The 21,859-nt window shown below is 40.8% G+C and carries 18 protein-coding genes; 2 read left to right on the plus strand and 16 right to left on the minus strand.

The features are described from left to right. Nucleotides 1-8: 8 nt before the first annotated feature. The 9 genes from A6755_RS20005 to A6755_RS20045 form a co-directional block, all read right to left on the minus strand. Nucleotides 9-410: an acyl-CoA thioesterase gene (locus A6755_RS20005; protein ID WP_053534255.1), complete on the minus strand. Its 402-nt coding sequence runs from the start codon at nucleotides 408-410 to the stop codon at nucleotides 9-11. Nucleotides 411-425: 15 nt separating this feature from the next. Then, on the minus strand, nucleotides 426-1,205 hold the full coding sequence (locus tag A6755_RS20010) for an enoyl-CoA hydratase (protein WP_034314182.1): 780 nt from the start codon (nucleotides 1,203-1,205) through the stop codon (nucleotides 426-428). Beyond that, nucleotides 1,205-2,089, minus strand: coding sequence for a 3-hydroxyacyl-CoA dehydrogenase family protein (locus tag A6755_RS20015; RefSeq protein ID WP_063591745.1), 885 nt, complete (start codon nucleotides 2,087-2,089; stop codon nucleotides 1,205-1,207). The genes A6755_RS20010 and A6755_RS20015 overlap by 1 nt, the downstream gene beginning before the upstream one ends. Before the next feature lie 43 nt (nucleotides 2,090-2,132). Continuing rightward, entirely contained in the window at nucleotides 2,133-2,696 is a 564-nt protein-coding gene (locus A6755_RS20020) for a TetR/AcrR family transcriptional regulator (RefSeq protein ID WP_034314187.1), read from the minus strand. A 72-nt stretch (nucleotides 2,697-2,768) separates the two neighbouring features. Then, the gene (locus A6755_RS20025; RefSeq protein WP_063592624.1) at nucleotides 2,769-4,379 is read right to left on the minus strand and encodes a long-chain-fatty-acid--CoA ligase; all 1,611 of its coding nucleotides are present in this window, start codon (nucleotides 4,377-4,379) and stop codon (nucleotides 2,769-2,771) included. Between the two features lie 37 nt (nucleotides 4,380-4,416). Beyond that, nucleotides 4,417-5,190 (minus strand): SDR family oxidoreductase, encoded by a 774-nt coding sequence (locus A6755_RS20030; RefSeq protein ID WP_034314189.1) that lies wholly within the window; start codon nucleotides 5,188-5,190, stop codon nucleotides 4,417-4,419. Further along, nucleotides 5,187-6,416, minus strand: coding sequence for an acyl-CoA dehydrogenase family protein (locus tag A6755_RS20035; RefSeq protein ID WP_063591746.1), 1,230 nt, complete (start codon nucleotides 6,414-6,416; stop codon nucleotides 5,187-5,189). Before A6755_RS20035 ends, A6755_RS20030 begins: the two co-directional genes overlap by 4 nt. Before the next feature lie 105 nt (nucleotides 6,417-6,521). Next, complete coding sequence (locus tag A6755_RS20040) at nucleotides 6,522-7,844, minus strand: ATP-binding protein (protein WP_063591747.1); 1,323 nt, start codon at nucleotides 7,842-7,844, stop codon at nucleotides 6,522-6,524. A 189-nt stretch (nucleotides 7,845-8,033) separates the two neighbouring features. Beyond that, the gene (locus tag A6755_RS20045) at nucleotides 8,034-9,443 is read right to left on the minus strand and encodes a TrkH family potassium uptake protein (protein ID WP_286676230.1); all 1,410 of its coding nucleotides are present in this window, start codon (nucleotides 9,441-9,443) and stop codon (nucleotides 8,034-8,036) included. A gap of 175 nt (nucleotides 9,444-9,618) precedes the next feature. On the opposite strand from A6755_RS20045, the gene A6755_RS20050 reads away from it, so the two are divergent. Continuing rightward, nucleotides 9,619-9,810, plus strand: a complete 192-nt coding sequence (locus A6755_RS20050) for an alpha/beta-type small acid-soluble spore protein (RefSeq protein ID WP_034314196.1) — start codon at nucleotides 9,619-9,621, stop codon at nucleotides 9,808-9,810. A 51-nt stretch (nucleotides 9,811-9,861) separates the two neighbouring features. On the opposite strand, the gene A6755_RS20055 is transcribed toward A6755_RS20050, so the two are convergent. From A6755_RS20055 to A6755_RS20070, 4 genes are all read right to left on the minus strand, one after another. Further along, nucleotides 9,862-11,136 carry an anti-sigma factor domain-containing protein gene (locus A6755_RS20055; protein ID WP_063591749.1) on the minus strand — a complete coding sequence of 425 codons (1,275 nt, stop codon included), beginning with the start codon at nucleotides 11,134-11,136 and terminating at the stop codon, nucleotides 9,862-9,864. Beyond that, entirely contained in the window at nucleotides 11,133-11,876 is a 744-nt protein-coding gene (gene sigI, locus A6755_RS20060; protein WP_034314203.1) for an RNA polymerase sigma factor SigI, read from the minus strand. Before sigI ends, A6755_RS20055 begins: the two co-directional genes overlap by 4 nt. 354 nt (nucleotides 11,877-12,230) lie before the next feature. Continuing rightward, a complete protein-coding gene (locus tag A6755_RS20065; RefSeq protein WP_048689105.1) occupies nucleotides 12,231-13,013 on the minus strand; it encodes a TerC family protein in 783 nt (260 codons plus the stop codon). A gap of 260 nt (nucleotides 13,014-13,273) precedes the next feature. Beyond that, a complete protein-coding gene (locus A6755_RS20070; RefSeq protein ID WP_063591750.1) occupies nucleotides 13,274-14,833 on the minus strand; it encodes an aldehyde dehydrogenase family protein in 1,560 nt (519 codons plus the stop codon). 772 nt (nucleotides 14,834-15,605) lie between these two features. Between A6755_RS20070 and A6755_RS20075 the strand changes: the two genes are divergently transcribed. Then, nucleotides 15,606-16,799: an FtsW/RodA/SpoVE family cell cycle protein gene (locus A6755_RS20075; protein WP_063591751.1), complete on the plus strand. Its 1,194-nt coding sequence runs from the start codon at nucleotides 15,606-15,608 to the stop codon at nucleotides 16,797-16,799. Nucleotides 16,800-16,905: 106 nt separating this feature from the next. Here A6755_RS20075 and nhaC read toward each other — a convergent pair whose 3' ends face one another. The 3 genes from nhaC to A6755_RS20090 form a co-directional block, all read right to left on the minus strand. After that, a complete protein-coding gene (gene nhaC, locus A6755_RS20080; protein ID WP_063591752.1) occupies nucleotides 16,906-18,285 on the minus strand; it encodes a Na+/H+ antiporter NhaC in 1,380 nt (459 codons plus the stop codon). Nucleotides 18,286-19,021: 736 nt separating this feature from the next. Further along, nucleotides 19,022-19,969: an AEC family transporter gene (locus A6755_RS20085; RefSeq protein WP_063591753.1), complete on the minus strand. Its 948-nt coding sequence runs from the start codon at nucleotides 19,967-19,969 to the stop codon at nucleotides 19,022-19,024. A gap of 119 nt (nucleotides 19,970-20,088) precedes the next feature. Beyond that, nucleotides 20,089-21,783 (minus strand): NAD-dependent malic enzyme, encoded by a 1,695-nt coding sequence (locus tag A6755_RS20090; RefSeq protein ID WP_063591754.1) that lies wholly within the window; start codon nucleotides 21,781-21,783, stop codon nucleotides 20,089-20,091. Between the last annotated feature and the right edge of the window lie 76 nt (nucleotides 21,784-21,859).

The following is a 21,859-nucleotide window of genomic DNA, read 5'->3' on the forward strand; positions in this document are numbered from 1 at the left end:
TTGTCATTCTAATTATGAACAAGATGTGAAATGAGCTTTTCTTTAATAAATTCAGGAATAGGTTCACTTTTTTGTTTCAAAAAATTAAAACAGACTAAAACTGCACTTCCTTTAGCAATCACTTCCCCAGTTTGTGAACAGAGGATATCATGGACCATATCACAGCTTTTCGTACCTACCTTTGTCAAAGATGTACGAATGGTCAAGAGTTGATTGAAATATCCCTGAGCAATAAAGTCGCATTTAGTGGAGGCTAACAAAAAATTCCAAGATTCTACATTTGTCGCTAGGCCTAAAGCTTCAAAAAATTTCATGCGTGCTTCTTCGAGGTATACGAAATAGCTTGTGTTATTGATGTGGCCTAAAGCATCCGTTTCGGAAAAACGGACGTTGACTTCCAATTCATGCATAAGCCCCCTCCTTGATTAACGATGTACGAAAGCAGGTTTACGTTTATCCAAGAAAGCGGAAACCCCTTCTTTAACATCTTCAGTTTGGAAGATTTCTTCAAAAAGATTCGTTTCAATCTCTAGACCTTGTTCAAGTGTTGCCTCACTTCCTTCATTAATCGCCTTCTTGATTCTCGAAAGTGCCTGAAGTGAGTGCCTTGTCATCCGTGAGGCCAAGATTTTCGCTTCCGATAAGCCGCTGCCTTGCTCAACGACTTTATTGACAAGCCCGATCTTTTCCGCTTCCGCGGCACCAAGCGGATCACCGGTAAATATAATCTCTTTTGCCTTTGCATTACCTACAAGTCTTGACAAACGCTGTGTACCGCCAGCTCCAGGGAATAAGCCTAATTTCACTTCCGGCAGTCCGATTTGAACTTGTGTTTCAGCTACTCGCAAATCACAGGCCAGTGCCAGTTCGCATCCGCCGCCCAAGGTCAGGCCATTTAATACAGCTATCGTAGGTTTAGGAAACTGTTCGATTTTAGTTAGGACGGCATGACTTTCCTTTACCATTTCTTTCATATTCGGGTTCCCCATCATGCTAGGGAATTCTTTTATATCAGCTCCGGCCGCAAATGCGATATTGCCTGCACCGGTTATGAGTACCGCAACAGTTTCAGTATCTTTTGAAAGTTCATCGAAAGTTTCTCCCAATTCTCTGAATACTTGTTTGCTGATTACATTTAATGGAGGATTATCGATGGTGATTACCGCAAGCTTATTTTCCTTAACCACATTAATTAATTTTGTCATCAATTCTTCACTCCTTGGTTTGGATAATCATACCAGCCTTTTCCTGTTTTCCTGCCCAAATGTCCTTTATTCACCTTTTCTTCTATACAAGCATTTGGCTTGTCTTCTTGATTTCCAGTTTCATTGAAACGCTGCTGCATGACAAAATACCCTACATCAATACCTGATAGATCCATCAGTTCAAAAGGACCAATGGGATGGCCTAAAGCTTTCCTGCAGATCAAATCGATATCCTTATAGTCAACAATTCCTTCTTCATACAAATATAAGGCCTCACGCTGCAACGCTCCCAAAATTCGGTTGGCTACGAATCCCGATATCTCTTTCCTCAACAAAACTCCTGTCCTATTCATATTCTCTGTGACTTCCATTGCAAGCTTCGCTGTTTCCTCGGATGTTTGGTCACTCATTACAACCTCAACACAATCCATTACTAGAGGCGGGAAAAAGAAATGCATATTAATGAACTTATCCGGACGATTCGTCACACTCGCAATCAGGCTATTGACAATCGTTGAACTATTCGTGGCAAAGATGGTTTCTGCTGGGGCCAGTTCTTCAAGTTGGGCGAAAACCTCCTGCTTCACATCAAGTTTTTCAACTACCGCTTCAATGATCAAATCAGCCCCACTGGCCGCTTTCTCAAGATCGGTGGTATATTGAAGACGGCTAAAAGCAGCCAATTTACGATCTTCAGACAATTTTCCTTTTTGAACCCATTTAGTCAAAATGACGTCCAATTTTTCTTTGGCTGCATTCAACGCATTTTCATGAACATCCTGAAGAATCGTTTCGTAACCTCCTAGTGCAGCAAGCATCGCAATTTGATGCCCCATCTGCCCAGCCCCAATAACGGTAATTGATTTAATTTGCTTGTTGGCCATGCCTTCTATCTCCCTTCGACTAACCGGTTAGTATGTAACCTGGTCACGCTTCAATTCCCTGCAGAATCATCCCCATAAAAATGGCTGCAACTTCCTGTTCGGTTTTTTCACCTTCTGGGTCGAACCAATGATAGCTCCAATTGGCCACACCCAAAATAGCAAAAGAGATGATCGATGCATCGAGATTGGAACGCAGTTCTCCGCTCTCGATGCCACTAATCAGAACTTGCTCGATTTTATTACGGAACTCATCCCGCTTAGGAAGGATTTGTGCAAGCTTATCGTCACTTAGATTCTTCATTTCACGGAAAAAGACCGTTGCGCTGGATTTTTTGGTTTTAATGCTCTTTAAAAGCATCAAGACCATATCGAAAAGTTTATCCTTGCAGCTTTTCCCAGATTCCAACATGATTCTTTCCTGCTCACTAAGCAACTCGTCGATATAAGCTAGATGAATATCCATTAGCAACTGCTCTTTGCTCGTAAAGTAATAATAAAACGTTCCCTTCGTCACCCCGACCGATTCGACGATATCAGAAATCGATGTTTCACTAAAGCCCTTCTTTTCAAATAAGCGTATGCTATGTTCTGTCATTTTTTCTTTCATGTATGCATCCTCGCAATCTGTTAAAATTTCAGCTGAATTGATATCATACGCTTTCGTGCTATCAAAACCCTTTTATTTCCTGGAAAGTTCTTCTCTTAAAGCCCGCCTTAAAATCTTTCCGACATTTGTTTTCGGTAACTCTTCACGAAATTCAACGAAATGCGGAACTTTATAAGCCGATAGGTTTGCACGGCAGTAATCGATGATTTCCCGTTCATTGGCCGTTTTATTATTTTTAAGTACAAGCACCGCTTTTACCGACTCCCCTCGGTAAGCATCTGGAACTCCGATGACAACGGCTTCCTGGACAGCTGGATGTTCATAGAGAACTTCCTCGACATCTCGCGGATATATATTATAACCACTTGCGATGATCAAATCTTTTTTCCTGTCGACAATATAGAGGTATCCATCTTCATCAACTTTGGCGATATCACCCGTATAAAGCCAACCATCCCTTAGCGTAACCGCCGTTTCCTCTGGCATATTCCAGTAACCTTTCATCACTTGAGGCCCTTTGACGACCAATTCCCCCAATTCGCCGGATCCCACTTCCTTTGTTCCGTCTCCCAGGTCCATCACTTTATATTCAGTCGAAGGGACACCAATCCCTACGCTCCCAGGTTTCCTTTTTGCAAATGCCGGATTACAATGCGTTGTTGGCGAAGCTTCCGTAAGACCGTAGCCTTCCAATATCTTCGCACCTGATTTTCGTTCGAACTCACGCAGCAGTTCCACGGGCATCGGTGCGCTTCCGCTGTTACAGACCTGAATGGAACCCATTCCATATTCTTCTGCCTTCGGATGATTCGTCAACGCTACATACATGGTAGGTACACCAGGAAAAGTGGTCGGCTGTTCACGCTTAATCGTTTCCAGCACTTCTTCTATTTCAAATCGTGGCAGCATGATGGAGTCACCCGCGATATACACGGATAAATTCATTGCAGACGACATTCCAAAAACATGAAAAAGCGGGATGACCGACAGCGTTCTTTCAGTACCTATTTTTAATTCATGCTTGAAGAATTCATACGTTTGAACGACATTGGCCAGAATATTGCTGTGTGTCAGCATCGCCCCTTTTGAACGGCCCGTCGTTCCTCCTGTATACTGAAGAACGGCTATATCATTTTCCGGATCGATTGATACGGGATTGATTTTTCCGTCTCCTGTCTTCATGAATTGATCAAAAGACGCATCAGGCTGAAAATCTGCATCCGAAGTCTGCAGGCTTACGACGATAATATTTTTCAAATTTGAATGACGCTGCACACTTTTCACTTTCGGGTATAATCCATCCAATACAACGATCGTATCTGCACCGGAGTCCTGTAAAATATGCTGCAGCTCCCTTTCAACCAACATTGGGTTGATTTGGGTGATAATGGCTCCTGTTGTCAATGATCCATAATAAGCTATGACGTACTGCGGACAGTTAGGCAGCATGATGGCGACACGATCACCTTTTTGAACACCTTTTTTTTGCAAGGCTGAAGCAAAGGCTCGCGACGCATGAAAAAGTTCCTGATAAGATATCTTTCGGTCATAAAAAGAAATAGCTGTATTGTTTGGATGGGACTCACATGCATTTTGAAGGATTCTTTGCATCGGGAACTCAGGGACTTTTATTTCCTTTGAAATTGAATCAGGATAAACGGAAAGCCATTTTTTTTCATTCATCATTTCATACCCTCCAGCCATATTTACTTACCTTTCATTACTTTGCATGTGAACCCCCATCGACGATCAAAATATTACCAGTCACAAAATCAGATGCCTTTGAGGCCAGGAAAACCGCTGCCCCTTTCAAATCATCATCACTCCCTAACCTTTTTAGCGGCGTGGAATCCAAGATAGGATTCTTTCCTTGCTCAAGAACCCCTTTCGTCATTTTTGTCGGAAAGAAACCGGGTGCGATTGCATTAACATTGATATTATGCTGACCCCATTTAACGGCTAAATCCTTCGTTAAAGTAATGACCGCCCCTTTACTCGTATTATATCCGACCGTATCGAGCACCCTCGGGTCGGTACCCCCTAATCCGGCAACGGATGCGATGTTTATGATTTTCCCATGTCCCTGCTCAATCATGACCCTGCCTGTTGTCTGGCTCATGATAAAGGTTCCGGTTACATTGACATTCATCACCTTCTGCCACGCTTCAAGGGGCATGTCGACGGCTGGTGCCCCCCAGGATGCCCCGCTATTGTTCACTAATATGTCGATGGCACCAAATTCACGGTAAGTTTCGTTAACGACTTCCTGGACATCTGACGGATTGGTGATATCACACTTGAAGGAAAGCGCCTTGACTCCAAGCTTTTCGATTTGCGAGGCAACTTCGTCACATGCTTCCTTCTTCCTTGAACAAAGTACGACATTTGCCCCAGCTTCGGCAAAGCCGGTCGCTATTTGTGCTCCCAATCCTCTCCCTCCACCGGTTATGATCGCCGTCTTTCCAGTTAGATCGAATAAGTCGGTAACTTTCATATTTTCACCTCATGCTTTTGTTGGTATTTTCGAAGTTCTATTTTAGCAACTTGTGAGCGGTGAACTTCATCAGGACCATCAGCAAGCCTTAAAGTCCGTGCATTGGCCCAATGAGCAGCAAAAGGGAAATCATCGGAAATCCCGGCAGCTCCAAAGCCTTGGATGGCCCTGTCCAGCACATTCAATGCCATATTTGGCGCCACCACTTTTATCATCGCGATCTCCGCCTTCGCTTCCTTGTTCCCGACGGTATCCATCATATAGGCAGCTTTTAAGGTCAGAAGTCTTGCTTGTTCGATTTCAATCCGTGAATCAGCAACCCACTCCATGATTACACCTTGTCTCGCCAATGTTTTACCAAAAGCGACACGTCCTTGAATGCGCTTACATAATTCTTCAAGTGCTCTTTCAGCAGCGCCGATCAGCCTCATGCAATGATGTATCCTTCCCGGTCCGAGCCTTCCTTGGGCAATCGCAAATCCTTTTCCTTCACCCCATAGAATATTCGTTGCCGGGACCCTTACATTTTCAAACGTGATTTCGGCATGGCCATGCGGGGCATGATCATAACCAAACACAGGGAGCATTCTTTCGATTTTGACACCAGGTGTATCGAGCGGGACAAGAATCATTGACTGTTGTTCATGCTTGGCCGCCTCAGGATCTGTCTTACCCATGACGATGGCAATCTTGCATCGGGGATCGCCTGCTCCTGAAGACCACCATTTTCGGCCGTTGATGACATACTCATTACCCGTCCTTTCAATCCTGCATTCGATATTGGTCGCATCGGAAGACGCCACTTCCGGTTCCGTCATCGAGAAGCATGAACGGATTTCCCCAGCAAGCAAGGGCTTCAGCCAGCGTTCTTTATGTTCATCCGATCCATATCTCACCAACACTTCCATATTACCAGTGTCCGGCGCATTACAGTTGAAGATTTCAGGTCCTATCGTCGACCTACCCATGATCTCGCAAAGCGGGGCATATTCTAGATTTGTTAAACCCGCGCCATAACCGCTATCAGGTAAAAATAAATTCCATAATCCTTCTTCTTTTGCTTTTGCAGTCAATTCAGATAAAATCGGGGGAATTTCACTCCAGCGGCTTTCCTGTGCTTCGAGCTGCTTTTTGTATGTCGATTCATTTGGGTAAACGTACTTCTCCATGAATTCCGTTAACTTCTTTTCCAGATTTTTCACCTTTTCAGTATGTTCAAAGTGCAAATTGAATTCCTCCTTTTAACTTACTAACCGGTTAGTATGTTATTACTTTTAAATTATATACACAAGATTCTGATTTTTTCAACAATTGAATCTTTTGTTTTCTTGTCATTCAAGATCCCGTATCTTGACCTTTTCGTTCTCACTATATTGCTTTTGTTGCACGATTGGAAAAATACAAACGATTTTCGTACCTTTTTTCAGTTCACTTGTGATGAATACTTTTCCGCCATGCTTTTCGATGATTCTAAAACAAACGGAAAGACCCAAACCCGTTCCTGATGTTTTTGTAGTGAAAAATGGTTCTCCTACTTTTTGAAGGGAGTTTTCCGGAATACCCTCCCCTTCATCCAAAATGCTCAAAAAAACTTCCCCATTTTTTTCATTTATGCTCACAAATATATTTCCGCCATTCGGCATCGACTCTATGGAATTTTTTATCATGTTTATTAGCACTTGCTTGATTTGGTTTTCATCAAAATACATAAAAATTGGTTCTGAATCATAATTTTTATGAATTTGAATATTGTTCAGTACTGCATTTGTCTCCAACAGCGTTACGGCATGGTTGCAGCTTTCCTTTATATCCTTCTCAAGGAAAACCGCCCCAGCGGGTTTCGATAGCAGCAAGAGTTCATTCAGCACTTTCTCGATTCGATTTATTTCCGAAAAAATAATATCGTAGTATTCCTGCTTTTCGGCACCGCCATCTTTAATCAGCTTCACGAATCCCATTATCGCCGTCATCGGATTCCTGACCTCATGTGCAATCCCAGCCGCAAGTTGGGCAGCCGTTGATAACTTGCTTGATGTGATGGCCAAATGTTCGTTTAGGCTCACAAGCTTTTCCTCCGCATGTTTACGTTCATTAATTTCCGATAATATGCCCGCCGTCCCGATGAATTTCCCAGCGTCATCGTAAATAAGTTTAACGAATGCCTCCACCCAGCTTGTTCCCTTTTTCGCATTTAGTTTAATGTCCGCACGAAAATATTTATCCCCTCGATGAAAGGAGTCCGCAAAGGCCTTTAATACGTCTTGATAAGAATTGTTATCCATATGTTTAGAAAAGTGAAGCCCCAGAGATTCATTCACGGATGCACCACTCATCGATTTCCATGCCGGGTTTAAGTACAACCATTTACCTTTATCATCCGTTTGGAAAATAACCTCATTGAAGCTATTGACCAATTCTTTAGAGTAATTGGAGAAAATGCGATAACGCCCTTCACTATCCTGCAATAAAGCGATCGTTTTCCGTTTATGATCATAGATGGCACCCAAACACCAGGCTATGGTTAAAATTACGACTAAATATATTCCTGCAAAGGCGGAAAACCCCCGTTCTTCATGACCCAGCCACCCTATATAGGGTAATATCAATACAAAAAAAAGAACAGGGACAATGATCCTTCCAGTATATTTCTTCACATTCTCCACCTCCTTACCAAAATGATTTATACTTCATCCGATCGAATTCCAAGTAAGGGATCAAACTATGCATATTTGAAATGGTAGGACACTCACTTATAGGTAAATTTCAACATTTTATCCATGATTCCTGCAAACAACACAAAAAACCTTCCCACGGGTGGAAAGGTCACTGTTCAACTTAAATCTTTACCCAATGATGACGCGTTCTTTTGGATAATGGAAATTTTCCGTAACTTCTTTATGGCCTATGATATACAGGAGGGAGGTTATCCCAACACGGCCAATGAACATAATGATCATAATGACAATTTTACCGGTATTGCTGAGGTCAGGTGTAATTCCCATCGAAAGGCCGACTGAACCGAAAGCCGAACATACTTCAAAAATGATTTGCATCAAAGTGAAATTTTCGGTAATGGATAATATGAAGACCGCCATTATGCAAAGAAGCGATCCCATGATCATAACCGCTGTCGCTTTTCGGATATCATCGGGATGAATCTCCCGTTTGAAAACTTTTATGGAACGCCTTCCTCTCATGAAATTCCATAAAAATAGAATCATGATGGCCAGTGTAGTTGTCCGGATTCCTCCCCCGACTGAACTTGGGGAGGCTCCAATGAACATCAATATGCTCAACAACAAAAGGGTCGGTTCCGAAAAGTCACTCACATTCATGGTTGCCAACCCGCCGCTCCGCGTATTGGAGGACATAAATAATGAGTAAAAGAACGATTCATGCCAGTTCTTATTTTTAAAGAACCCATTAATTTCCAGAAGGTAAATCAGGATCGTTCCCCCAACGATAAGGGAAAAGAAAGTGACTGAGGTCAGCTTCGTGAACAAAGAAAAATGAAACTTATAAGTACGTGCCTTATTGGACAAAAACTCCCTCAGCTCAATCAAGACAGGAAACCCAATGGCTCCAAGGGTAAGCAGGATAATCGTTATGAACTGTACAAAATAATCGTCTTTAAATGGAATCATCGATATACCGGTAATATCAAAACCAGCATTCGTGGTGGCACTTACGGCTAAAAATAAGCCATTTAAAAAGGCTTCTTTCCCGTTTGGAAAATAATTCAGAAAGTAAATGCCTAAAACGAGAGCCCCTATCATTTCAATTACGACAAATATCTGAATGATTTGGATCAATAATTTAACAAGACCGGAAAGATTCGATTGGTTTTGATCTGTCATGATCAATTGTCTTTCCTTCAAGCCGATTTTCTTGCCCACTATAAGCCAGAAAAAGGTTCCGAGTGTCATGATGCCAATACCGCCAAATTGGAGAACGAACATGAGAATGAAATAGCCTACCTCATTATACACTTCGGGCAAACTTACAACTGTTAGACCTGTTACACTAACTGCACTTACGGCTGTGAATAAAGCATCCATGAATCCAAATTCCACGCCTGGCTTAAGAGCGACCGGCAGACTCAACAGTACGGTCGAGATGCTGACTGCCAAAACATAATAACCGACGATAAGCTGAGCTGGTGTTAACTTTGATAATATTTTTTTGATAGCAAACATAAAGAGTTTCCTTTCTTGCTCCTTTATAGTTATGCAAATCACATAACCATTAAAAATCTAGTTTACCCTTTTTTCATTCTTTTTTCCATTCTCTTTTAAAACTGACTTACTTACAACAAAAAGGCAGGTTTACCAATAAGTTTGATGCTGCTCGCATAAGTAAAACTCCACATTCTACTTATACTATCATTACAGCGGCAAAAGCCGTTGAAAAAGTAAAGGGGAGATTCAAATGGCTAACAGCAGTAACAACCTTCTTGTTCCAGGAATCGAACAAGCATTAGAACAAATCAAATATGAAATTGCATCTGAATTCGGTGTACAATTAGGTTCCGATACTTCAGCACGTGCCAATGGTTCAGTTGGCGGAGAAATCACGAAACGTCTTGTACAACAAGCACAATCTCAACTTAAAGGTCAATAATTCACAATTAAATATCCATGGCTAAGAGTCCAGCTCCATGCTGGACTCTTTTTAATGATTATGTCCATTTCCATTTCCATTATTGCCTTTACCCCTTTTTGACTTATCCCAATCTTTCTTATCTTGTTTATATTGCTCACCCTGTTTATCTTGTTTAACTTGTTTAACTTGTTTTTCCTGCCTATCCTGTTTATCTTGTCTATCATGCCTATCCTGTTTATTTTGCTTATTTTTATTGTCGGGCTTTATAGAATTTTCTTTGAGTGATGAAACTTTTTTTTTATCGAACTTTTTATCATTCTGTTCATTTTTCTGCTTGTCCTTTGATTGGTTGCTGTGATATCTATCCGATTTCCCTTTTGACTCGTTGCTTTTTTCCTTATATCCATTTATCGCATTCCGTTTTCCACTTGTATCTTCCCGTTCGGGTTGTTCCTTAATTTCGGTAACTTCCGCGTTTTTCCGTTCAGTCGGTTTGGCTTCATTGGCCGGCTTTTGTTTTATTTCATTTTCATTATTCTCTTTTTTCTTTTCTCCATCCGATTTGTTTTCCGCACTTAGCATTACGCCCTTTTCTTTCGGAACAACAACGGTTTCCTCGACTTTTTTAACTGGCGCCGGGGCAGGCTCCCTCTTATTGACCTTTATCTTATCTTTATCTTCATTCAACTTCTTTTCGAGATACTTACCCGTGGATATGCCTTGTTCCCTAGCATGCTTCCGATCGCTTTTTGTTGCCTGGATCACTTTCATCTTTGTTTTGGAAACATTATCCTGCTCAGATATTTCTTTTATCTCCTCTTTTAAATTCTTATCCAGTTCATTATTTTTTTCCATTAACGTTGTGGAAACGACTATTTGTTTATTATTTCCTTTCAAATAACCAAGTTGCTTCGTCGTTTCAACGATTCGGTTTGTAACAGCCTTTATATCTTTGCCTTTCCAGTCCTTCAGCTGACCGATAACAAGCTTTCCGTCTTCATTTAATCCGGTAAGCTTGAGAACTTCTAAATCATCGTCAAGCTCCAATTCAATGCTTGGATTCACATCTATCGTCATATATGCCGACACAGGACCAGAGAAATAAGAAGGAAGAATTGAAAAGAGAATCAGGAAGGTGGAGGCAATGCTTAGCACGGCCGTTTTTTTGAAAGATGAATGAATATTGGAAAAGGCTAAAGTGAATTTTTGTTTTGCAGGTAAAAAAGTGATTTCCTCACCCACTTCATATTCCCTTTCCTGCCTTTTGGTTTTCAGAAATTCACCCTCGGGGGTCAATAGGGTTACAAATCGTTTATTAACTGAAAGAATAACTCCTTTTTTCATTCATCGATAGCCCCTTTTATATAATCATTCAAATACAAAAAATCTCCGTTTATTATGATTGCCACGGCAATGATGTATTTTCTGTTCCGTTCAATCGTTTTTCTGCTTACTTCCACTTTTCCCTCAAGCTGTTTTACGGGCAGCCGCTTTTTTGCAAACAGGATTTCCTTCAGTTCGTCATCTTCCATTAACAATTTAGCGATCATAATAGCTCCCTTCCTGGCATCTGCATGTTTGGGAGAGTTTTCAACTAAATCCTCAAATGACAGACCAAAATCCTCTAGATGGCTTATATAAAGCTGAATTTCTTCTTTTCTTCTTTCCGATTCCTTCTGCATTTCGTATTCATTGATGGAATTTTCATTATCGATATATATTTGGCTTTGATCATTCTCATCATTCAGTGTTAAATCCAATAGGATTTCTTTTTGTTTGGACTGGCTTCTTAAATAATCTATAACCCTTCGTTTAACGAGGGTTTCGGCAAATGCCAATAAAGAACGGCCTTTTTCCGGGGAGTATTTTTCAATTGCCTCGTTAAAAGCAATCATTCCAATACTGAATTCATCATCTGATTCGTATATGTAACGTTTGCAAACCGATGAGACTGTTTTTGCAATAAAAGGTTTGAATGACTCTATAGTATCATTACGAAGGCTATTATCGCCTTGTTGAATTTTCAATACGGTTTCTTCTAAAGAACGCTTTTTTTTGAATGCTGTAAACAACAAACCAAGCATTTGCTCACCTCGCTCCTGTTGAACATAAAATACGCATCAACATACTTATCTTAAGCGGAGGGAGTCTAAAAGACAGTACCAAAAGAACTATTTTTGCGATAAAAATGAAATCACACAATTTATCAACATGATAAAATACTTAGTTTTTTCTCGTTTGTTACAGTGCAATTACAGTAAAATATCTTTTTCCGTTTTTTCGCCCAATACAATGGGACAATTGTCATTTTTATAACCGGAATTTAATATTCACATCTTTTAACATATCATTCGTAAACATACCTGCGCTTTTGAGGGTCATCTCCATAAATACTTTAAGAAGCAAAAAAAATAGGCGTGACCGGCACGCCCGTTTTTTTACGCTTCCTGTATTTTTTTCTCTTCTTTCTCTTTTTTTTCTTTTTTGCTTGAAATGATCCATGCACCTGCTGCAATTCCAATCAATACAGTCCAGAAAATCGATTTCCAAAGAGTTGATTCAGGGAAATGATGATCAATGAAAGCAAGTGAAGGGTGTGCAAGTGTGTGTACCGCCAATTTCACACCAACCCAACCGACAATCAAAAATGCTGCCGTTTCAAGTGAAGGACGCCGATGAAGCAGCTTAACGAACGCATTTGCTGCAAATCGCATAATGATTAACCCGATCATACCGCCGAGGAACATGACAGCGAATTGCCCTCCGTCAATACCGCCGACTTTCATCCAGCCTGTTGCAGGTAGGGTAACAGCCAGCGCGACGGCAGCCAACATGGAATCGATTGCGAAAGCGATATCAGCCGCTTCAACCTTTACCACGGTCATCCAGAAGCCGGATTGCTTTTTAGGTTTCGTGATTTCCTTCTCACCTTTACCAGCGTATTTTTTGTAAATGTGCTGAAAAGCGATGAAAAGTAAATAAATCGCACCGATTGCTTGAACTTGCCACACCTCGACAAGAAAGGAAATAAGGAATAGACTGGCAAAACGGAAAACAAAAGCTCCCATCAGACCATAAAACAAGGCTTTCCGCTGTTGTTCTTTTGGCAAATGCTTAACCATGACAGCCATGACGACTGCATTATCTGCAGCCAGTATCCCTTCTAATCCAACCAAGATAAGTAGGACCCAGCCATATTCCAATAACATTGATGCTTCCATCCATTCAACCTCCAATAGTTGTATTTCCTTCCTATTGGCATTGGCAAAAAGAAAAAGACCTCTGCCGTATAGGCAAAGGTCTTGCTGAACATGAAATCATGTCAACAAAGCCGATGAATGTTTAACATTCACGTAATGACGACTTTGTTTTAGGGCGAACCCTAACGCTACTCCCCTTTGAAAAGGAAAATCAGTTATTAAGTATATTAATAGTATACGCGCTCGTTATGAAAATAACAATCTTTTTTTATAAATGGATCTCATTTTCTGTTCCTTTTGGATAATTTTATCAATGATAAATATTCTTTGCCGAAACGAATCCAGTTCGGTTTGGCAGAAAAATAGTTCTGAAACAGCGATAAAAAACTCGTGTATTTCCCTTCATATGGATACCATTGTATTTCTGTATCGTTTTTACCTTTATCGATCATGATTGCTTTTTCATGGCAGAAAATCTTCAATCCATGCTCGCCATGATAGCGGCCAACCCCACTTTGTTTGGCACCGCCAAATGGTAAATGATGATTAGCAACCGTAATCAGCACATCATTGATCGTCACCGCACCGGTTACTAACCGTGACGCAATCCGACTTGCTTTTTCCCTATCCATTGTCCAAACGCTGGAATTGAGTCCATATTCACTTTCATTTGCCAGGGCGATCACTTCTTCCTCCGTATCGAAAGGCACAACAGGCAACACGGGTCCGAACGTTTCTTCTTTCATGATTTTCATGGAATGATCGACATTGGAAAGAATCGTCGGCGGAATGAAATGGGTCTTCCCCGTTTTCCACTCTTTCGGAGGTGTTCCGGTTTCAAGTACGGCCCCTTTATTCAGTGCATCCTCCAGTTGGCCAGCCACAATATCGACTTGTTTAGGGAAAGTCATTGAACCGATATCATCCTGCGATTGCACCCCCTGCCTCATGGACTTCGTTTTTTCTTTAAGAAGCATCAGGAATTCCTTATAAACAGGACGTTCCACATAAACCCTTTCAACACTCATGCACACCTGCCCACTATTTGTGAAAGCCCCCCAAAGAGCCCCGTTCACAGCCCGTTCCAGGTTAGCATCACGCAGAACGATCATCGGATCCTTACCGCCAAGCTCCAAAGTCGTTGGGATCAGGTCTCTTGCTGCAACCTCACCAATCATTTTTCCGGTCCTTACAGATCCAGTAAAAAATATATAATCTGGTTTTTGCTCAGTTAATGCTGCACCCAATTCTTTTCCTCCATGGGCAAACTGTATAGTTCCTTCTGGGAAACCAGCTTCAAGAAACAGATTTTCGATGCACGCCCCAACTAAAGGAGTTACCTCTGATGGTTTGGCGATGACAGTATTTCCAGCCGCTAGGGCATTAAGAATGGGAACCATGGAAAGCTGCAGCGGATAATTCCATGGTGAAATGACGAGAATCGTTCCACGGGGCATATAATGGACATAAGATTTTTTACCAATTAACAAGAGTGGAGTGGTGACCTTCCGTCCGGAAAGAGTTTTCACTGCATGTTTCTCGATATGCTTGATTGCATCGATCGTTGGCATGATGTCAGCAACCAGCGCTTCAATTTTCACTTTTCCCGCATCTTTTGAAATGACTTCTGCTATTTCATCCATCCTTTCAACCATCAATAAACGGAGCCGTTTTAAATAGTGCAGCCGTTCCTTGATGGGAAGATTCGACCATGATTGGAACGCATGTCTTGATTTCATATATATATGAGGAATCGACTTCAATGGTGTTGGGACGATTTCCGCAATCTTCTCACCTGTTGCCGGAGAAAACACTTCCAACTTGTCATGTATTTCTTCCATAACTACTCCCCTTGCTTAAACTTTTTTTATCGGTACTCCATATCATTTTTATGCTTTAAATAAAGATCGACCGAGGAGGAACACCTCCTCTGAAATGCAGCAAAACTTCTCGGCTGCACAGCTGTCAAAACGCTCTTTTAAAAGTGAAATTAGGATGCCTGGAAGAATTGATAAGAGCACCTGAGCACTTTTCTTGAACAGATATACGTTCTTATACTTCACTAAACGTACGAAAATTCTCCCCCTGAACCCTCTTTATATAATGCCAGAGACACAGCAGCCTGTATAATATAATCGCTTGGAACCAACTTCACAACCGGTTCTTTCTCTTCATAAGATTCCTGACCGATTCCCTGCCGCTTAATCGGTGTATTCCCCTTAAGATGAATTACACTAACAAATTCGTTTACAGTTTACAGTATCCACTGCATCACATCACGTTTTACAACTCAATTGGTGAAGCTCCATGCCATCTCCATCGCAAATACCATTAACTTAATCTTCCAGACATGATAACACTTCAAAATGGAATATATAGTAAATTTTTTCGTTATAAAAAGGAATATTCACTTTTTTATCGAAGGTAATTATATAAGAATCGAAATTCTGATAATCCGGCATAGACAAGTTTATTGGTTTTAGTGTTTAATACTGGGTAATGGGAGGATAAATTCATATTATCGAACAAAAATTATTATCTATATAACCGATTTTCCGTTACTATATAAGAAGGCGATTTTTTCGCGCATACATATTTGAGGTGAGCGCACAAGTGAAAAGAATAATTAAAGCATACGACTTCCCTATTTTCATCGCTGTCGTATTACTCTGTTTGTTTGGTTTAGTCATGATTTACAGTTCGAGCATGATCACTGCTGTCGCTCGATACGGCCAGTCCATGGATTTCTTCTTTGAGAAACAAAAAACGGCCTTTCTCATTTCATTCGTGGCAATGATCGTCACGATGATTCTTCCTTATAAGATGTACAAAAACAAAATGTTCTTGATGTCTATGATGTTTGGAATGGCCGGTATCCTTTTGCTGTTATTTATCTTCGGCCATACAGCAGGAAATGCCACAAGCTGGTTCAAGTTAGGGACAGCATCGATACAACCTGCGGAATTTTCCAAGTTAGCCATAATCATTTATCTGGCAGCCATTTACGGAAAAAGGCAGGATCGAATCAATAGTATTGATAAAGCCGTCATCCCGCCGATTTTCTTTCTGGTATTCATCTGCTTTTTAATCGGAATACAGCCTGACTATGGAACGGCAGCGGTCATTTTCCTGATTTCAAGTACCATGATCATTTCATCCGGGATGTCTTTTAAGAGTATATTCAAACTCTCTTTGATCACTGCGATATTCGTTGCCATATTTGCATTGGGGGTACTCGTGACAGGAAATTTCTCAGCCGTTCTTACTGAAAATAAGATGTCTCGTTTTACCGGGTTTGCAGACCCTTTCGGAAAGGCAGGAGAAAGCGGGTATCAACTCGTGAATTCCTTATTCGCCATAGGTTCCGGCGGCCTTACTGGAGTGGGACTTGGTGACAGTGTACAAAAATACGGGTATCTGCCTGAATCACATACTGATTTCATCATGGCCGTCATTGCAGAAGAGCTCGGGATATTCGGAGTGGGATTCGTTCTATTGACACTAGGTTTTATCGTCCTGAGGGGATTTGTACTTTCAGCCAAATGCAAAGATCCATTTGGAAGTCTTTTATTGATCGGCATCTCATCCATGATCGGCATTCAAGTCGGTATCAACGTCGGCGGAGTGACCGGACTTATCCCAATTACAGGGATCACCCTTCCATTCATCAGTTATGGAGGATCTTCCTTACTGCTGCTCATGCTTTCAATGGGCATATTCCAAAATGTCGTCATGCGAATGAATTTACTTGAACAGAAAGAAAAAGTCGTGTCCATCCCAAAAGATGAGATCGCGTCTTCAAAATAATCGATCAAATCCCCCCTGACATTTCTGCTAATGTCAGGGGGGATTTGCCTTCTCTGAAGGTTTTGGATGTAAAAAAACAGGCAGTCGAATCCGACCGCCTGTTTTTTCATTTATAATGGATACCGATTTTAGTAAAGCCAGAAATCAGGCTAAGCAAAGGACAAAGTAGGCAGAAAAATGCAAACGGAGCATATTCAAGGGTTGAAACACCCAAAACCTGTGTCAAGAATACACCGCAGACACCCCAAGGAACCAAAGGATTCACAACTGTTCCCGCATCTTCAAGTACCCTCGCAAGCGTTTTGGGCTGCAGGCCTAAATCATCATATTTCTGCTGAAAAGCTTTCCCAGGCAGTATAACTGACAAATACTGTTCACCCACTAGGAAATTCACGCTGATTCCTGCAAATACAGTAGCGGAAATCACTTTCGCTACACTCGTCAATGAGTCCTGGATTGCATTTAAAATAGAAGGAATGACTCCCAATTCAAACAATAGTCCGCCCATCGCCAATGCCAGCAACACCATCGAAACGGAGAACATCATACTTTCAATTCCGCCCCGCGATAGGATTGAGTCAAGTTGTTCCATTCCACTCTTCAGTACAAAACCGCCGTATAAAATATCCGCTAGTTTTGCAACCGTCAAACTTGGGGTTTGTATGAAAGCAATGACAGCCGCCGAAATGATTCCTGCTGACAATGTCGGAATCGCTGACACCTTTTTCAAAGCCATGATTAGAACGATGACAAACGGAATCAAACTCCATATGCTTATATTCGTTTCCATTTCCAGGGCCTTGGTCATGGCTTCGATTTCCTCAACGCGAGCAACTTTGACATTCGGTGAAAGGAAGTAAAAGATGATAAGCGATATGAAAAAACCTGGAATCGTAGTCCAAAGCATATTATTAATATGTTCAAATAATGGTGCTCCAACCGTTCCCGATGCAAGGTTGGTAGAGTCGGATAATGGAGACATTTTATCGCCAAGAAATGCACCGGAAATGATAGCACCGGCTGTAATCGCCAACGATAAATCCATCGCCGCCGCCATCCCTATCAAAGCAACGCCGATTGTTGCTGATGTTGTAAGTGAACTCCCGATACAGAGCCCAATTAGGGAACACACCAGAAATGTGATTGCATAGAAATATTCACCAGAAATCCAGTCAAACCCATAGAACATGATGGTAGGGATTGTCCCGCTTGCCATCCAGATCGAAATCAGCATGCCAATGAAAAAGAATATATAGATGGCTCCCATACCAGTGCCTGCACCTTTGACGATAGCTGCCTCCATAATCGAAAATGGCAGCTTCTTGAACTTTCCATAAACAAATAGAAATAGGAGTGCCGCTATAATTGGAATATGGGGGGCAAGTCCATAATGAATGATGCCAGTTGCAATGATTAAGAAAAGAACGGCCAAAACCCCGATTGCTTCAGGTAAGGAGAGTTTTAGCTTTGCATCTTCAAGACGCATGATGTATTTCCCCGCTTTCATGTTGTGTATTCACTGAGGTAAGGATCGGACCTTTTCATTCCTCATAATTACTGAAACGCTTTTAAGCACTAAAGTTACTAGCTAAATATAAAGGAGTTTCAGGTGATTGTCAAAGGAATAATAATCTATTTTAGTAGAATTCGATTCTTCATTCCTTTTTATCACAAAACGAAAACCCATACTTTGCTTCGTATAGGCTCAGCCTAGTATACCCTAGGATATAAGTCCTCTTCTTTGCTTTGCCCCCAAATAGGGCCCTGTCTTAATCCCATACCGATGTCCCTACAATTCTTTCAGTTATGTCGTAGTCCCACCTAAATGAACAGCAAACCGTTCCTGATCATAGATAAATTGGCTTTTGACTATGATTCATGTACACCGAATATTTAGATTTAAAATTTCATCAACTGCTGCATTCGAATGTGTAATTACACAAATTCTTTGATTATAATCTTATTTTGATTAATAGTGAATTTTTGCAATTGATACTTTTTGCGACGCATCTTCCTGGGCTTATACCTTTATTAAAACGCCATCCATACCTTTTAAACTATCTATTTTATTAATTTTCCTTTACCTTTAACATAGCCTTAAATAAAAATAGCCAACATCTCCTCTTTTCAAAAAAAGGTTAATGTTATACAATAAGTTTGTTAAGTATTTCACAAACTTCCGTTGAAAAGTATCCATCCAAAAAGGATGGATACTTAGAAGGCTACATTAACAAGGATATATAGATAGGTAAAGTAATTAAAGATAGAATGGTACTAATTACAAATGAAGATGCTGTTTCAGTTGATAACGAATCAAATCTAGTTGAAATCATTGCCGCTACAGCAGATCCCGGAAATGATACTAGCAAAATGGCTTTAATTGTATCTGCATGATCAAGGCCAATTAAATGAGCAACCAGAATCATATATAATGGAATAGCCACAACTTTTAAAATGGAAATACCAAAAGCAATTGGTCGTAAGCTAATCTTACGGATACCCACGGTTACACCAACAGCAAATAATGCAACCCCAGATGTCACTGACCCAATTTGATCGAACGCATTTTTTATGATATCCGGTGCCTGGAACCCTAATAGTGTTAATACAACAGCAAGTAAGGGAATACATGCAAGCGGTTCGCTAAGACCATGCAAAACGATACCCAGAATGTTTGTTTTTTCATCTTTAGATTTACCCAATCCGGATTGTCCGACCGTACCAACTATTGTTGCTAATGGATCTAGAAGGGCATTCACCACAATACCGGTAATCGCAATAGGTATAGCTATCTCTTGTGCCCCAAACAAGCTGCCTAATACAGATATCCCCATAAAAGCAAAGGCTGGCTGAGTTGCGTTTAATGAAAACATAGATGCTTTAGTTAAATCGAATTTAAACACCAAACGAGCCACTATTAAAAGGATAATGTAAAAGCCAATAACACCTATGGTCATAGTTAAGAAAAATGACCATTGATTAATTAAGGTTTGTTTTGAGGTTGTTGTGATCCCAATGAATAAGTGTGCAGGTAATGCAAATTTTGTAACTAACGTGTTAAGCCCTTTGGATGATTCTGAATTAAAAACTTTAAAATATCCACCCAAATAACCAATAATAATTGTAAAAAAGATTGGTATTAATGTTAAAAATATATTCCCAATATTCACTCGAGATGCACTTCTCTTTCCAAAAAATTGTCCTATTTAAAAGATTACTATGACTGACTTATACGGAGATTCCCCTAAAACGGATCCCCTTACTTTTGAGACAACAAAATAATCTGGATTTATTTCCCACGAATAGTTTTGTACTCCGGCTTCCACATGGATTCTGTTATTGCTTTTTCAATATCTGTTATATCCGCTTTCGCAATGCCTTCTTCAATGGCTGTCTTTGCCACTTCAATGGCTACAGATTTGGAAACCTCCTGCAATTGTTTGATTGAAGGGAGTAAAGAAGCACCAGGCTTACTGCTATCCGATAATCTTGAAACAGCAGATGAGGCTGCTGCAAGCATTCCCTTAGAGACTTTTGTTGCTTCTGCGACAATTGCACCAAGTCCAAGTCCTGGGAAAATATATGCATTATTAGATTGTCCGATTGAATAAATCACATCATTATAGTCAACATCATCAAACGGGCTTCCTGTCGCTATTAAGGCTTTACCTTGAGTCCACTTTATAAGGTCTTCAGGAACAGCTTCCGCTAAGGAAGTCGGATTTGACATCGGCATAATTATAGGATGTTCCACGTGCTTTGCCATTTCTTTTACAACTTCTTCTGAGAAAGCCCCTGTTTGACCAGAAGTACCGATTAAGATGGTTGGTTTAACCTTTTTTATTACCTCTAATAATGGAATAATTCCGACTTCATTGCGCTCCCAGTCCTCGACTTCCTCAGCTTTCCGGCAATACGACTTTTGGAATTTCAAAACATCTGGAATGTCATCTATCAACAATCCACGATAATCGACGGCCCAAAAGTTACCATATGCCTCTTCTCTGGAAACGCCATCTAGGATCATGGCTTCAACCATTTGATCAGCATTACCAATTCCTGCTGCACCTGGACCAAAAACAACAACCCTTTGTTCCTTTAAAGGAACACCAGTTACTTGTAAGGCAGACATTACGGCGGCTAGTGTTACTGCACCTGTACCTTGTATATCATCATTAAAAGTGAGAATTTTTTCGCCATAATTATCGATTATATTTCGTGCATTTATATTCCCCAAGTCTTCCCAGTGAAGTAATGCCCTTGGGAAGAAGGCTTGAGACATTTTAACAAATAAATCAATGAATTCGGTGTATTCATCACCGCGAACACGCCCAAACCTGTTACCAATATACAGTGGATCACTAATCAGGCTTTCATTGTCTGTCCCAACATCCAGGACAATAGGTAGCACCCTGCTTGGATCAATTCCCGCAGCTGCTGTGTAGACTGCCAATTTGCCAATGGCTATGTTAATTCCACCAACTCCCTGATCTCCGATTCCAAGAATACTTTCAGAATCTGTAACAACTATTAAATCGATATCATCAGATGAAAGGTCCAGGTTTATAAATGCATCTTCCATTCCCTCCATATTATCAATAGATAGGTAAAGACCTCCTGGACGGTGATATTCCTGGGAGTACTGTTGAATAGCCTCCCCTACAGTAGGTGTGTAAATGATCGGCAGTATTTCACTTAGATGGTCTTTAAGTAGCCGGTAAAACAGGACCACATTCCTATTAAATAAATCATATAACATTCCATTCTTCCGAATATTGCTCGGTTGAGTGGAGAATTGTTCATAAGCTCTTTTTACTTGTTCCTCAAGAGTAAGCACCTGGGATGGTAGCAAGCCTACCAATCCTAGCTCCTTTCTTTCTTCCTTAGTGAAAGCGACCCCTTTATTAATAAATGGGTTTGACAGAACACCTTTTCCTCTTAAAGTTGTATCCAAACCCGTTTTTGTCTTTTCATAAGCTGTCATAGACGTTCCCTCTTCCTAAAAATGTATATTTAAAAATGATCATTACCAGGCAATAGAGTATATTCTTCCCTGGGGA

The sequence above is a fragment of the Peribacillus frigoritolerans genome (assembly GCF_001636405.1).
GTDB classification, from domain to species: domain Bacteria; phylum Bacillota; class Bacilli; order Bacillales; family DSM-1321; genus Peribacillus; species Peribacillus frigoritolerans.